This is a genomic window from Mesorhizobium sophorae (genome assembly GCF_002270415.1).
Lineage (GTDB): Bacteria > Pseudomonadota > Alphaproteobacteria > Rhizobiales > Rhizobiaceae > Mesorhizobium > Mesorhizobium sophorae.
The window spans coordinates 225,100-237,842 of sequence record NZ_NNRI01000022.1 but is presented as its reverse complement, the minus strand read 5'-3'; the positions used below and the strand labels follow the sequence as shown (position 1 = coordinate 237,842).

Here is a 12,743-nt window from a genome sequence, read left to right as displayed (position 1 = left end):
TCAAAACCACACTGGCTTGGCACAGTCGGGCAAACAGGAGTCTTTCATGGCCAAGAAGCCATCGGCGCATGCGACGAAACCCAAACCCTGGACCGAGATGGCGACGCAGCTGGTCGATGTCGCCATGGGCCGCAAACCCGCCGATCTCGTCATCCGCAACGGCCGCTGGGTGAACGTCCATTCGGGCGAGATCATCGCCGGGACCGACATCGCCATTGCCGGCGGACGCTTCGCCTATTGCGGGCCGAACGCCAGCCATGCCATCGGTCAGGGCACAAAGGTGGTCGACGCCGGCGGGCGCTATCTGGTTCCCGGCCTTTGCGACGCGCATATGCATGTCGAGAGCGGCATGGTGACGGTCACCGAGTTCTGCCGCGCCGTCATTCCGCACGGCACCACCTCGATGTTCATCGATCCGCACGAGATAGCCAATGTGCTGGGCCTGCCCGGCGTGCGGCTGATGCATGACGAAGCCGTCGCGATGCCGGTCAATGTGCATGTGCAGATGCCGTCCTGCGTGCCTTCGGCACCAGGGCTGGAACATGCCGGCGCCGAGCTGACGGTCGCTGATGTCGCCGAAGCGATGACTTGGGAAAACATCATCGGGCTGGGCGAAGTGATGAATTTCCCCGGCGTCGCCGCCAACGACCCGGTCATGTCTGGCGAGATCGCGGCGACCGTGAAAGCGGGGAAAACGGTTGGCGGACACTATGCCTCGCGCGATCTCGGCCTGCCGTTCCACGGCTACGTCGCCGGCGGGCCGGAAGACGACCACGAGGGCACGCGGGCCGAGGATGCCATTGCGCGCGTGCGCCAGGGCATGAAGGCGATGCTGCGGCTGGGCTCGGCCTGGTATGACGTCGCCACGCAGATCAAGGCGGTGACGGAGAGCGGTATCGATCCGCGCAACTTCATCCTGTGCACGGACGACAGCCACTCCGGCACGCTGGTCCATGAAGGCCATATGGACCGGGTGGTGCGGCACGCCATCCAACAAGGGTTGAAGCCTGTAACGGCAATCCAGATGGCGACGCTCAACACCGCCCAGCATTTCAAGCTCGAACGCGAGATCGGCTCGATCGCGCCGGGCCGGCTGGGCGACCTGCTGATCGTCTCGGATCTCTCGGCGATGACCATCGATGAGGTCTATGCGCGTGGCGTCAGGCTGGCCAAGGGCGGCAAGCTCGAAATCGACATTCCAGCCTATGACTACCCGAAGACGGCCAAGAACACCGTCAAGCTCGGCAAGAAACTCAAGGCCGGCGACTTCGACATCGCGGCTCCCAAGGGCGCCAACGAGGTGCGCGTGCGCGTCATCGGCGTCATCGAGAACCAGGCGCCGACGAGAGCATTGGAGGCCGATCTGCCGGTCGAGGACGGGCTGGTCGCCATGGATCGCCGCAACGATATCTGCCAGATCGCGCTGGTCGAGCGCCACAAGGGCACAGGCGGCGTCACCAACGCCTTCGTCTCCGGCTTCGGCTACATGGGCGATTGCGCCATGGCCTCCAGCGTGGCGCACGATTCGCACCACATCATCGTCGTCGGCACCAACAAGCAGGACATGGCGCTGGCCGTGAATCGACTGGGCGAGGTCGGCGGCGGCGTCGTGCTGTTCTCCAAGGGCAAGGAACTGGCGCTGGTCGAAATGCCGATCGCGGGGCTGATGTCGGACGAGCGGGCGGAAATCGTCGCCGCCAAGGCCGAGAAGCTGACCGAAGCGATGCGCAAGATGGGCTGTTCGTTGAACAACGCCTATATGCAGCACTCGCTGCTGGCACTGGTCGTCATTCCGGAACTGAGGATTTCCGACGTCGGGCTGATCGATGTGACGACGTTCCAGAAGGTCGATCTTTTCGTCTGAGATCAGCCGTTGGCGCTCGGCTGATCACCCGCCAGCGCCGACGGTCAGCACCTTGAACGGCGTGGTGATCACGACCTCGGCGACCGAGCCGACGGCCTTGCCTATACCTTGGCCGATGTCATCGAACCGCACCGCGTCGGGCTCGTCCGCTCGTAGAGCGGCCGGTGTGCGCAGCCGGTCGCCGAGCAGTTGCACCAGGATCGGGTTGTCGGCGAATTTGGCATGGTTCAAACGGTCGCCGCTCTTGGTCTTGGTCAGGTCCACCACGACCACGCCATAGCTGGCAAGGTCGGCGGCATTGCCGTAATCGCCAACGCGCGGCTTGTCGCCAGAGATCAGGGAAGACAGCTTGAGCGCGCGGTCGTCGCCCGAAAGCAGGATGGCGAACGGCTTGTCTGGCTTGCCGTAGCGGATCATCTGCTTCTTGAACACATCGACATCGATGTCCGGCGAGGCCAGGACGACATAGCCGAGCTTGCCGCCGAGATCGCGATCGCCGGTGATGGCGAGCTGCCGCAGCGCTTCCATCGTCACCCAGGTTCCCATCGAGTGAGCGATGATGTCGATGCTCTTGACCCGCGTCTTGGCCAGCATCCTGAGCGTCGCCTCGAGGTCGTCGCGCGCCGCGTTGGCGCTTTCCTTGTCGTAAATATAACCGGTCGTCTTGCCGCTTGACGCCCAGGAAAACAGCACCGGAGTGCCGGGATATTTCGTGTCGTGGGCAATCTGCGTCAGCCGATAGATGCCGTCGTCGAAACCGTTGTTGAAGCCGTGCACGAAAACCAGCGCACGTCCGCCGCTCATGGCGATGTCGGCGCCGACCGCCTTGGCGAATTGCGGCGCGCCTTCATAGAAGGTCACGTCCTTGGCGGTGAAATCCTTGGCCGGATTGCTGTTTGCGGATCCCTTGACCCGCTCGATGGCGCCGAGCTGATGGCTTTTGGGAACGGTCACGTCGACCCGGGCAAAGCTGGTGGTCAGCGAACGGTCGCCGTCGTAGACCTGTCGCGGGTTCTTTGTTGCCCTCTGCCGGGTGGTGGCAACGAAGATCTCATGCGTCGCAGCGATGTCGGAAGCGGGCACCGTGATCGTCGTCTTGTTCAGCAGATCATGGGTTTTCTGGCCGGCGCAGCCGGCGACAGCGAGCGCGAATGCGACGACAAGGTAGCTCTTCGAACGCACGGTCACACGCCGGCTCCGCAAAGGGGGACGTCAAGCGCATGACGTCGCTGGATATTCCGATAAAGCCAGAGCGCGGCGCGGTCCAGTTCAAAGTGAGCCTAGACGTCTGCAATGCTGAACAGGCACGGCAAAATCGTGGGATTTCGTCTATTGCCCGAGCAGGCCGATGCGATCGGTCACGTCGCGATCGCTGGCAAAACCGTCATCGTCGCGCAGCCGCTGGCCGATCATCTTCACCAGTTCGGGATTGTCGGCGAATTTGGTGTGGTTGAAGCTATCGCTTCCCTTGACCTTCGAAAGATCGACCACGGTCACGCCGTAGGAGGCAAGATCGGCGGCATCCTTGTAGTCGCCGACGCGTGGCCGCGAGCCGGCAATCAGGCCGGAAAGCCTCAGTGCCCGATCGTCGTCGGACAACAGCAGAATGAATGGTTTGTCAGGCTTGCCGTAGCGCCTCATCTGGCTCTTGAACACATCGACATCGATGTCGGGCGAGGCCAGCACCACGTCACCCAGCTTGCCGCCGAGATCGCGGTCGCCGCTGATGGCCATCTGGCGCAGCGTTTCCATCGTCACCCAGGTTCCCATCGAATGGGCGACGATGTCGATGCGCCGCGCTCCGGACTGCTCCAGCATCCTCAAGGTCACTTCGAGCTGGTCGCGGGCCGCGCTGGCGCTTTCCTTGTCATAGACATAGTCGGTGGTCTTGGCGCCGGAGGCCCAGGAAAACAGCACCGGCGTGCCCGGATAGCCGGAATCGTGGACGATCTGCGTCAAGCGGTAGACGGCATCATCGAAACCGGTGTTGTAGCCATGAACGAAGACCATGACGCGGCCGCCCCGCGCCGCGATGTCAGCGTTGAGCGCGCTGGAGAACTTCGGCTGTGCGTCGTAGCCGACGACTTCGGACGCCATGAAATATTTCGCCGGGTCGTCGGATTTGCCGCGCGACCGGCGCTCGATCTGGCCGGTCTGGTGGGAGCCTGGCACTGTGACGGTGACGCGGGCGTAATTCAGCGTGGCCGAGCGCTCACCGTCGAAAACCTTGTTGGGATCGTCGGATTTCTTGCGCGTCGTCGCGATGAAGATGCTGTGGTTGCCGGCGATCTCCGTCACCGGCGTCGCGACGATCGCGCTACCAAGCAGTTCCTGTGTTTGCGTACCGGCGCAGCCGGCGACGAGCAAGGCAAGGACAATGGCAAAGATATTCTTCAAAGGCACTCAGAAATTCCAACTCCGGCCAAAAGGCCTGCCACCCCCGACAGCCAGAGTGCGGCAGAACTAAGTCGCGTCCAGCCGAAATGTGGTCAGCGCCCGGTCACAGTCATCGCACTGTTGCGCGAAAGCCAAAACGGCGGCAGAAACGCCGGAATGTTGGAGAAGGGCAACACCTCCGGCTTGAGGCGGATGCCGAGTACATCCGCCATGAAGCCACGTCGCGCCTCGATGCGGCTCCAGGCCTCGGGATAGCGCGCCGCGATCTCCTCGCGCAAAGGCTCGTCGGCGAGCGCGATGCCGTCCTCGATATTGGTGGTGAAATAGGCGCTGCCGGTCGCCGGGATGACGTCGACCTGCAGCGCCATGCCCGATCGCAGTCTGATGTCGGAGCCGGAAAACACCGGCGAATGCATCCATTCGTCGATATGGACGAGATGGCCAGGATTGAGTGAAACACCAAAGAAGGGATCGCCTATGCGGCCATGCACCGCTTTCCACAGCGTGCCTCCCGTGGTGCCGATGCCGATCGCTTCGTACCAGTCGACGACAGCGGCAAAATAGGGCGCGACCAGTCTTTCGACATAGTCGCGGATGGCATGCGGAAGTTCGGACGCCTTCTCGGCGAGGAAACCGGCGCGTGCATTGAGCGCACCCTGGATGCCATAGGCCATGGTGATCGGGTCGCCACGCCTGATGATGTCGAGGCGCGGGCTAGGCAGGCCGTAGGCGGCGCGCTTGCCCGCCGACAGCATCGGATGACAGCCATGCGGCAAGCCGTTCATGCCCATCAAGCGGGCCGCCTGCAATTCGGTCATGCCGGGTTCGATGCCTTGCAGGACATTGCGCAACCCCTGCGACGTGAAGGTCGCGGCGAATTCGAAGGCAGCCAGTTGGTCGGCCTCGTTGATGGCGCGCAGCCCGTCGGCGGGGTTCATCAGCAGGTTGGCCGCGTTCACGACCGCGCCCTTGTCGCCAACCAGCGCACGCAACGTATCGGCGATGAAGGAGGGCAGGTCGAGCGCCGTCTCGCCAAAGCCAGCGTCACCCGCGCCGAACGGCTTCCAGCCGATGGCGCCGATGCGCTGGCCGGGCTTCAGGCCGCTACCGGCGAGGATGTCGGGCAGCGCGTCCGAGCGATCGCGCGGCTGCGCCGGCAGCGAGAACGTCTGGTAGAGGACACGTTCGTATGGCCCATCGCAGAGTTCCGCATAGCCCCAGCCTTCATTGCCGACGAGAAGCCTTGGCTGCTTGCCGGGAACGATGACCAGCAGCGTTTCCTCGAAGCGCGGATCATAGCCCGAGAGATAGGCGACATTGGCCGCGTGTTCGCGGTCGCCATAGATGGCGAAGGCATCAAGGCCGGCCTTGGCGCCCAGTGCCGTCAACGCCGCGATGCGGGCTTCGTGGGTGGCGCGCGCAACCAGCGGCATCACCGTCGGCTCGCCGAATTCCGGCAGCGACATGGATTTCAGGCCGACCGATGCGACAGGCATGAACAAACGCCTCCAAGTGCTTGCAAGGATTCTGCGAATGCCCGTTGCAGAGGGGCAAGACTGGCAGGACAATGGCGTCGGGGCCCCGGATATGCAATAGGCGGGATCGGCCGCACGACGGTAGCGCGTGCAACAACAGCCGGAGCGCGGCCCGATCGATGATAGAGGTCTGCGGATAACAGGCGGTGCAAGGTGGTTTTCCGATGAACAGTTTCTCTTCCCGTGTCGCCACCGCTGCCGCCGCGATCCGCCAGATCTTTCCGGAAACGCCGCTGCAGGAGAACGACTACCTGTCGAAAAAGACCGGGGCTCGGGTGCTGCTGAAGCGTGAGGACCTGTCGCCGGTGCGTTCCTACAAGATCCGTGGCGCCTTCAATTTCTTCCGCAAGACGCTTGCGGCCGGCAACGAGGCTGAACTGTTCGTCTGCGCGTCCGCCGGCAACCATGCGCAGGGCTTCGCTTTCGTCTGCCGCCACTTCGGCAAGAAAGGCGTCGTGTTCATGCCGGTGACGACGCCGCAGCAGAAGATCGACAAGACCAGGCTGTTCGGCGGCGATTTCGTCGAGATCAGGCTGGTCGGCGACTTTTTCGACGATTGCTACCGCGCCGCCTTCGAATTCACCGAAAGTTCCGGCGCCCACATGGTGCCGCCCTTCGACCACAAGGACATCATCGAGGGCCAGGCGACTGTCGCCTATGAGATATCAGACCAGATGCCGGGCGCCCGTATGCCTGACATCATCATGCTGCCGGTCGGCGGTGGCGGGCTCGCCGCCGGCGTCACCCATTATTTCGCCGATCAGGGCCGCGAAGCCCGCTTCGTCTTCTGTGAGCCGGCCGGTGCGCCTAGCCTGCGGGAGAGCCTCATTGCCGGAAAGCGCCTGAAGCTCGCCAAGGTCGACAATTTCGTCGATGGCGCGGCGGTCGCCGAGATTGGCCGCGAGCCGTTGCGGCATCTCAAGGATTTCCCGGCCGACATGGTGCGGCTGATCCCGGAGAACCGGCTATGCGCGACCATGATCGAGATGCTCAATGTCGAAGGCGTCGTGCTGGAGCCGGCCGGCGCGCTGGCGATCGACGCGCTGAAGGATTTTTCCAGGAAGGAGATCAGGGGCAAGACGATCGTCGCCGTGGTTTCGGGCGGCAATTTCGATTTCGAGCGTCTGCCCGACGTCAAGGAGCGGGCGCTGCGCTTCGAGGGCCTGAAGAAATACTTCATCATCCGCTTTCCGCAGCGGCCGGGCGCCTTGCGCGATTTCCTTGAAATGCTTGGGCCCGACGACGACATCGCCCGCTTCGAATATCTGAAGAAATCGGCCCGCAATTTCGGTTCGGTGCTGATCGGCATCGAAACCAAGGATCGCCGCAATTTCGACCTGCTCAAGGCCAATTTTGAGGCCGAAGGCGTCCAGTACCAGGATATCACCGACAACGAGACGCTGGCCGGGTTCATCATATGAGTGATCGATGATCAGATGACTGGTCAGGGAAAAAGCTTCGTTGCGCTGTTTTCCGGCATCAATGTCGGCGGCAACCGCATCGTCAAGATGGCGGAGCTGCGGTCGTTCTTCCAGGACCTCGGATTTTCCGATGTCGCCACCTATGTCCAGAGCGGCAATGCCGTGTTTCGGGCAAAGGCGGGTGACGCGGCGACGCTGACGAAACAGATCGAAGCAGCCTTCGAGAAGAAATGGGGATTCCATTCGCGCATCATGGTGCGCGATCTCGGCTGGTTCGAGCGGCTGGTGACCGAAAATCCCTATCCGGAAGTGGCCGCGGACCACACGAAGCTCCACGCCTATGTGCTGGAGCGCGAGCCGACCGGCGATGAGGTGGCGCGGCTGGCCGAAAAGTGCACCGGTCCCGAACGGTTCTTGATCAAGGGCGACGTGCTCTATTTGCACGCGCCGGACGGGCTCGGCAAATCGGTCTTTGCCGGCCTGATCCCGCGTACGCTGAAAGTGCCGGGCACCGCTCGCAACTGGCGCTCGGTGTTGGCTCTGCTGGCGATGGCCGGTCAGGCAGGCGGAGCTTAGGCCGGTTACGCTGCCGTGGCGGGCTTCCAGTCGAAGGTCAGTTCTTCGCGAAATGCAAAGCGCTTGATGTGATCGGCGACGACGCTTTCCAGCCGCTCGAGTGATCCGTTTTCCTCGGTTGACACCGTGATATGCAGCGCGCTCGCATCGGCATCCATCACCGTGCGACCGAGCGAGAGATCAATCGTGCCATGGTGCGGATCGAACTCGACGGGGAATTTGTGCGCCCAGTGCTTGCACAGCTGCTGCAAATAGCGGCTGGCATGTTCGGTGGCGACATCGGCATGGCTGGTCGGCATCAGTGAACTCTCCGGGAGGGCAGGCGCCCATTGCTTGACATGGCGCCAGGCTTGCCAGGCTGGCGCGACAGCCGGGTAGATAGGTGCCGTCGCGCAAAACGCCAAAGGCTGCCGGGCGATCTTTCGCCCGGATCGAGGCCTACCAGCTGCCGGTGTTCGCCATTGAAGCCCACGGCTCGGCCTTGGCCTTGGCCGGGCCTTTTTGCAGGAGCTCGATCGAAATGCCGTCCGGCGACCTGATGAAGGCCATGTTGCCATCGCGCGGCGGCCGGTTGATGGTGACGCCATTGTCCATCAGATGCTGGCAGGTGGCGTAGATGTCGTCGACCTCATAGGCGAGGTGGCCGAAATTACGCCCGCCCTTGTAGTCTTCCGGATCCCAATTGTAGGTCAGTTCGACCAACGGTGCTTTTTCGTTGACGCCGCTCTCCTCGTCTTCCGGTGCGGCCAGGAAGATCAGCGTGAAGCGGCCTTGCTCGTTTTCGTAGCGGCGCACCTCCTTGAGGCCGAGCTTGGCGCAGTAGAAATCGAGCGAGGCGTCGACGTCGGCGACGCGGACCATGGTGTGCAGATAGCGCATGTGATTTCCTCGATGAATTGCGTTGCGGCGCAACATAGGGTCGACCCGCTCAAAGGGCAATCGTTCGGCACTGCGCAATGCCGGCAAAGAACAAATCCGGTATTCCCCCAAAAAAGGCACGTCAGGTCTTGCACACACCGGAAGCCGCGGTGTTAATCTGGTGTCAAGAATCAGTTGCGGTGTTCTTGAAAAATAAGGGGGCATTGTTATGGGGGAAAAGGCCTCTTTCACGGGGCGGAACGGAACCCTTGGCGACGCCTTGCATCGTGACGAAGGCGGCGATGCTGCCGATCTGCTCGAAGTCGCTGGCGCCATCAAGTGGTTCGATGTGGCCAAGGGCTACGGTTTCATCCTTCCAGATGACGGCATCTCGGGCGACATCCTTCTCCATGTGACATGTCTTCGAAAGGACGGCTTCCAGACGGCCCTGGAGGGCGCACGCGTGGTCTGCCTCGTCAAGCAGGGCGATCGCGGATTGCAGGCCTTCCGGGTGCTCTCCATGGACGTCACCACCGCGGTCCATCCTGCCGAAATGCAGGAGCAGCGCACCCATATCGCGGTGACGCCGGAAAGCGGCCTCGAACGCGCTTTGGTGAAATGGTTCAACCGCACCAAGGGGTTTGGTTTTCTGACCCGCGGCGAGGGCACCGAGGACATCTTCGTCCACATGGAGACCTTGCGCCGTTACGGCATCACCGAGCTTCGGCCGGGGCAAGTCGTGCTGGTTCGTTTCGGGCGCGGCGACAAGGGCCTTATGGCCGCCGAGATTCACCCCGACATCGGGACCTTGCCGGTCTCGCACTAATTCAGTCGCCCAAAAGTGGCCCATCCCGACAGATCGGGATGGCGCTCTATCTCTTCTTTGTTTGACCATGATCTCTGGACATACGGTTTCCGTTTGTCCGAGAAAATCGGTTCCACTTTTCGGGATCGTGGTCTAATGCATGTCGCCCAAAGGCATGCCCACGAGCCTGATCCGAGGCGACGTGCTCCAGGACAATTTCCGGCCGAGGATTTTGAATGGCTTACAGGAACTGGCTGACGGCGGGTGTGTTGTGCGCCATTGTCGCCGTGGTCGTGGCCGCAGGTGCTTACTTCTATTCCGACCGGCCGACCGCGGCCGACAGCCGGGCGATGATCCTTCCTGTCGATCCGGCGCCGCTGGTTGTGGTGACGAAAGGCGGCGATCGTTCTTTTTCCATCGAAGTCGCCAACACCGCCGCGGAGCGCGAGGCTGGGCTGATGTACCGCCAGGACATGGCGGACGACCATGGCATGTTGTTCGTCTTCGATATCCAGCAGCAGGTTGGCTTCTGGATGCAGAACACCCCGATGCCGCTTGATCTGATCTTTGTCGGCCAGGACGGCAAGATCCGGGCGATCAAACACGGCGAGCCGCAATCCGAGGCCATCATTTCGCCTGGCGTGCCGGTGCGTTTCGTGCTGGAGCTCAAAGCTGGCACCGCCGCCAGGAAAGGCATCGAGTATGGCGACCTGTTACGCCATCCGGCCGTTGGCACGGCGTCTGGTCCGGGCGTGCCGCCATCGGACAATGGCGATGCGCCCAACGGCGATGCCGGTTGAGTGCGCAGGCGGGATCGCTGATGCAGGTTTTCACCCATGACGGCTTTGATCTTGCCTTCCTCGACCGCCAGCCGGCGTCGGGTAAGGGCGATCCGGTGCTGATGATCCATGGCTTTGCCTCGACCCACTATGTCAATTGGGTATCGCCGGGCTGGTTCAAGACGCTGAACGATGCCGGTTACCGCGCCGTCGCCTTCGACAATCGCGGCCACGGCTCGTCGTCGAAGAGTTATGACGAGGCCGATTACACGCCGGACAAGATGGCTTCGGATGCCGCCGCCTTGCTTGGCCATCTCGGCATCGAGCGCGCCCATGTCATGGGCTATTCGATGGGCGCGCGCATCGCGGCGTTCCTGGCGCTGTCCGATCCGGACAAGGTGGCGACGCTGGTCTTCGGCGGTCTCGGCATCGGCATGATCGACGGCGTCGGCGATTGGGATCCGATCGCTGCGGCCCTGCTCGCCGACGATCCCGCGGCAACCAGTCATCGGCGCGGGCGATCGTTTCGCGCCTTCGCCGACCAGACCCGCAGCGACCGCCGGGCGCTGGCCGCCTGTATCGCCAGGTCGAGAGAATTGCTGAGCGAGGACGATCTTGCGCGCATTGCCCAGCCGACGCTGATCGCCGTCGGCACGACGGACGACATTGGCGGCTCGCCCGACGAACTCGCGGCATTGTTGCCGAACGCCAGGGCCTTTCACATCGAGGGCCGGGACCATATGCTGGCGGTCGGGGACAAGACCTTCAAGCAACGCGTGCTGGAGTTCTATGCCGAAAATCCGCTCTGAGCGGACGGCGGCGCGGGCGTAAGGGCCGCCAACGAGCGCGCCATATTCGCTCGGGCCTGCGGCTCGAAGCGCCGGCGAAACTCTTCGGTGTGGAAGATATGCGGGCGGGCGAGGAAATTCTTCAGAACCGCGCTGCGGCCGGCCCGCCACATCGGCTCCTCCACCCAGGCATATTCGCGCCGGACAGCGCGTTCATAGGCATCGAAGGCTTCTGGCTGAGCACCCAGGATCGACAGATCCATGTCGAGGAAAAGGCTGGCGTCCCGTACTGTCGTCGGGTCGTCAAACAACGGCAGTTGGTGGGTGGCTGTAGCGACGATCATCGCCGAGATGCGGTCGAGGCGCCCGGCTTCAGCCCGGCCCGCGAGCTTCTTCTCGGCAAGGGCGGCACTTTTGATCTCATTGTCCTTGGCCTTGCTGTCATAAATGGCATCGTGGAACCAGATCGCCGCTTCGACGGCTTCGGGATCGCCGAGCAACCCTCGATAGTCGCCTGCGAGCGCCAGCATCGCCTCGATATGGGCAAGGTCGTGATAGTGGCGGTCTTGCGCGGCGTAGAGCGCCGAAAGCTCACTTTTCAGCGCGCCGTCGATCAAGGGTTCGTTTTCCAGAAACGGCGTCACTATCCACCCGATGAACTACTCCCGGCATCCTGGGCCAAAACGCGGCATAGCGGAAGGCGTCGGGGGAGTCATGGTGCCGCAGCCGATTGACCAATTCGCACGATGGCGGGAAGCTGCTTGGCATGAGCAGGATCCACACGGTCACCCGCTCGGACGCTTGTTGTCATTTTCAAAGCACTCAAACCCAAGGAGCCTGACATGACCACCGCAACCGAGACCTCCAGACCGGGGACTATCGACATGAAGCTGGAGGCCGTCATCATCTCCGTTTCGGATGCCGATCGGGCCAAGCGTTTCTATGGTGGCCTGGGCTGGAGGCTGGACGCCGACTTCGTCGTTGGCGATGCGTTTCGGGTCATACAGTTCACGCCCCCGGGTTCGCCATGCTCGATCCATTTTGGCAAGGGTCTCACGACCGCCGCGCCAGGCTCGGCAAAGGGACTTTATCTCGTGGTGTCCGATATCGTGGCGGCACGTGCCGAACTGGTGGCGCGCGGGGTCGATGCGAGCGAAGTGTTTCACCGTGCGGCCCCCGGGCAGCCGCCGATCAGCGGCAGAGATCCGGAGGGGCGAAGCTATTCCTCCTTTGCCTCGTTCAGCGACCCGGACGGCAACAGCTGGCTGCTGCAGGAGATCACCCAGCGATTGCCTGGGCGCGTGGATGCACACGACACGACATTCACCTCATCGACCGAACTTGCCGCCGCGCTGCGGCGTGCGGCGGCCGCGCATGGCGAGCACGAGACGCGGACCGGCGGACAGCGCGATGAAAACTGGCCCGACTGGTATGCCGAATACATGGTGGCGGAACAGGCCGGCAAGCCGCTGCCGACTTGACCAGCGGCCATGGTAGCGCGGCGCCATCGACGTCGCGGTTCACTTGGGCTCGCAGGCCATCTGATCGCCATGCTTTCCGCCCGGTCAAGCGAGGAAGGGTCGCTTGTTCGGCGCGTCGTCGATCAAGGGTTCGTTTTCCATGGCCGCTTGAATTCCCGCGAACCAAATCCATTTGACATTGCACTAAGGAAAATTGAGTTCAATCGTGCTATGATCTGGCTTATATGTGCGGCCCGACA

13 protein-coding genes are annotated in these 12,743 nt (G+C 62.6%); 7 read left to right on the top strand and 6 right to left on the bottom strand.

Annotated elements, in window-relative coordinates:
* Positions 1 to 46 precede the first annotated feature (46 nt).
* On the top strand, positions 47 to 1,864 hold the full coding sequence (gene ade / locus CGZ66_RS32200; protein ID WP_095090738.1) for an adenine deaminase: 1,818 nt from the start codon (positions 47 to 49) through the stop codon (positions 1,862 to 1,864).
* Positions 1,865 to 1,888: 24 nt separating this feature from the next.
* Here the strand turns inward: ade and CGZ66_RS32195 are convergent, their stop codons facing one another.
* The 3 genes from CGZ66_RS32195 to CGZ66_RS32185 all read right to left on the bottom strand — a co-directional run bounded on the left by CGZ66_RS32195 (position 1,889) and on the right by CGZ66_RS32185 (position 5,757).
* Positions 1,889 to 3,052 carry an alpha/beta hydrolase gene (locus CGZ66_RS32195; RefSeq protein ID WP_095090737.1) on the bottom strand — a complete coding sequence of 388 codons (1,164 nt, stop codon included), beginning with the start codon at positions 3,050 to 3,052 and terminating at the stop codon, positions 1,889 to 1,891.
* Positions 3,053 to 3,193: 141 nt separating this feature from the next.
* Positions 3,194 to 4,267 carry an alpha/beta hydrolase gene (locus CGZ66_RS32190; RefSeq protein WP_095090736.1) on the bottom strand — a complete coding sequence of 358 codons (1,074 nt, stop codon included), beginning with the start codon at positions 4,265 to 4,267 and terminating at the stop codon, positions 3,194 to 3,196.
* An 86-nt stretch (positions 4,268 to 4,353) separates the two neighbouring features.
* A complete protein-coding gene (locus CGZ66_RS32185) occupies positions 4,354 to 5,757 on the bottom strand; it encodes an aminopeptidase P family N-terminal domain-containing protein (protein ID WP_095090735.1) in 1,404 nt (467 codons plus the stop codon).
* 203 nt (positions 5,758 to 5,960) lie between these two features.
* Between CGZ66_RS32185 and ilvA the strand changes: the two genes are divergently transcribed.
* Both ilvA and CGZ66_RS32175 read left to right on the top strand, forming a co-directional pair.
* The gene (gene ilvA / locus CGZ66_RS32180; RefSeq protein ID WP_095090734.1) at positions 5,961 to 7,217 is read left to right on the top strand and encodes a threonine ammonia-lyase IlvA; all 1,257 of its coding nucleotides are present in this window, start codon (positions 5,961 to 5,963) and stop codon (positions 7,215 to 7,217) included.
* Between the two features lie 15 nt (positions 7,218 to 7,232).
* Positions 7,233 to 7,793, top strand: coding sequence for a DUF1697 domain-containing protein (locus tag CGZ66_RS32175; RefSeq protein ID WP_095091681.1), 561 nt, complete (start codon positions 7,233 to 7,235; stop codon positions 7,791 to 7,793).
* A 5-nt stretch (positions 7,794 to 7,798) separates the two neighbouring features.
* Here the strand turns inward: CGZ66_RS32175 and CGZ66_RS32170 are convergent, their stop codons facing one another.
* Both CGZ66_RS32170 and CGZ66_RS32165 read right to left on the bottom strand, forming a co-directional pair.
* Positions 7,799 to 8,092, bottom strand: a complete 294-nt coding sequence (locus tag CGZ66_RS32170) for a DUF2218 domain-containing protein (protein WP_095090733.1) — start codon at positions 8,090 to 8,092, stop codon at positions 7,799 to 7,801.
* A 139-nt stretch (positions 8,093 to 8,231) separates the two neighbouring features.
* Positions 8,232 to 8,672, bottom strand: a complete 441-nt coding sequence (locus tag CGZ66_RS32165) for a VOC family protein (protein WP_095090732.1) — start codon at positions 8,670 to 8,672, stop codon at positions 8,232 to 8,234.
* 208 nt (positions 8,673 to 8,880) lie between these two features.
* On the opposite strand from CGZ66_RS32165, the gene CGZ66_RS32160 reads away from it, so the two are divergent.
* The 3 genes from CGZ66_RS32160 to CGZ66_RS32150 all read left to right on the top strand — a co-directional run bounded on the left by CGZ66_RS32160 (position 8,881) and on the right by CGZ66_RS32150 (position 11,044).
* The gene (locus CGZ66_RS32160; protein ID WP_095090731.1) at positions 8,881 to 9,477 is read left to right on the top strand and encodes a cold-shock protein; all 597 of its coding nucleotides are present in this window, start codon (positions 8,881 to 8,883) and stop codon (positions 9,475 to 9,477) included.
* A gap of 215 nt (positions 9,478 to 9,692) precedes the next feature.
* Positions 9,693 to 10,256, top strand: coding sequence for a DUF192 domain-containing protein (locus CGZ66_RS32155; protein WP_095090730.1), 564 nt, complete (start codon positions 9,693 to 9,695; stop codon positions 10,254 to 10,256).
* A gap of 20 nt (positions 10,257 to 10,276) precedes the next feature.
* A complete protein-coding gene (locus tag CGZ66_RS32150) occupies positions 10,277 to 11,044 on the top strand; it encodes an alpha/beta fold hydrolase (protein ID WP_167392339.1) in 768 nt (255 codons plus the stop codon).
* Here CGZ66_RS32150 and CGZ66_RS32145 read toward each other — a convergent pair.
* Positions 11,023 to 11,655 (bottom strand): HD domain-containing protein, encoded by a 633-nt coding sequence (locus tag CGZ66_RS32145; protein ID WP_095091680.1) that lies wholly within the window; start codon positions 11,653 to 11,655, stop codon positions 11,023 to 11,025. The two genes, CGZ66_RS32150 and CGZ66_RS32145, sit on opposite strands and share 22 nt — an antisense overlap.
* Positions 11,656 to 11,865: 210 nt before the next feature.
* On the opposite strand from CGZ66_RS32145, the gene CGZ66_RS32140 reads away from it, so the two are divergent.
* Positions 11,866 to 12,504 (top strand): VOC family protein, encoded by a 639-nt coding sequence (locus CGZ66_RS32140; RefSeq protein WP_095090728.1) that lies wholly within the window; start codon positions 11,866 to 11,868, stop codon positions 12,502 to 12,504.
* Positions 12,505 to 12,743 lie beyond the last annotated feature (239 nt).

Coding starts and splice junctions, on each gene's coding strand:
- CGZ66_RS32150 (WP_167392339.1), top strand. CDS start 10,277: ATGCAGGTTTTCACCCATGACGGCTTTGATCTTGCCTTCCTCGACCGC.
- CGZ66_RS32155 (WP_095090730.1), top strand. CDS start 9,693: ATGGCTTACAGGAACTGGCTGACGGCGGGTGTGTTGTGCGCCATTGTC.
- ilvA (WP_095090734.1), top strand. CDS start 5,961: ATGAACAGTTTCTCTTCCCGTGTCGCCACCGCTGCCGCCGCGATCCGC.
- CGZ66_RS32185 (WP_095090735.1), bottom strand. CDS start 5,757: ATGCCTGTCGCATCGGTCGGCCTGAAATCCATGTCGCTGCCGGAATTC.
- CGZ66_RS32140 (WP_095090728.1), top strand. CDS start 11,866: ATGACCACCGCAACCGAGACCTCCAGACCGGGGACTATCGACATGAAG.
- CGZ66_RS32165 (WP_095090732.1), bottom strand. CDS start 8,672: ATGCGCTATCTGCACACCATGGTCCGCGTCGCCGACGTCGACGCCTCG.
- ade (WP_095090738.1), top strand. CDS start 47: ATGGCCAAGAAGCCATCGGCGCATGCGACGAAACCCAAACCCTGGACC.
- CGZ66_RS32160 (WP_095090731.1), top strand. CDS start 8,881: ATGGGGGAAAAGGCCTCTTTCACGGGGCGGAACGGAACCCTTGGCGAC.
- CGZ66_RS32170 (WP_095090733.1), bottom strand. CDS start 8,092: ATGCCGACCAGCCATGCCGATGTCGCCACCGAACATGCCAGCCGCTAT.
- CGZ66_RS32175 (WP_095091681.1), top strand. CDS start 7,233: ATGACTGGTCAGGGAAAAAGCTTCGTTGCGCTGTTTTCCGGCATCAAT.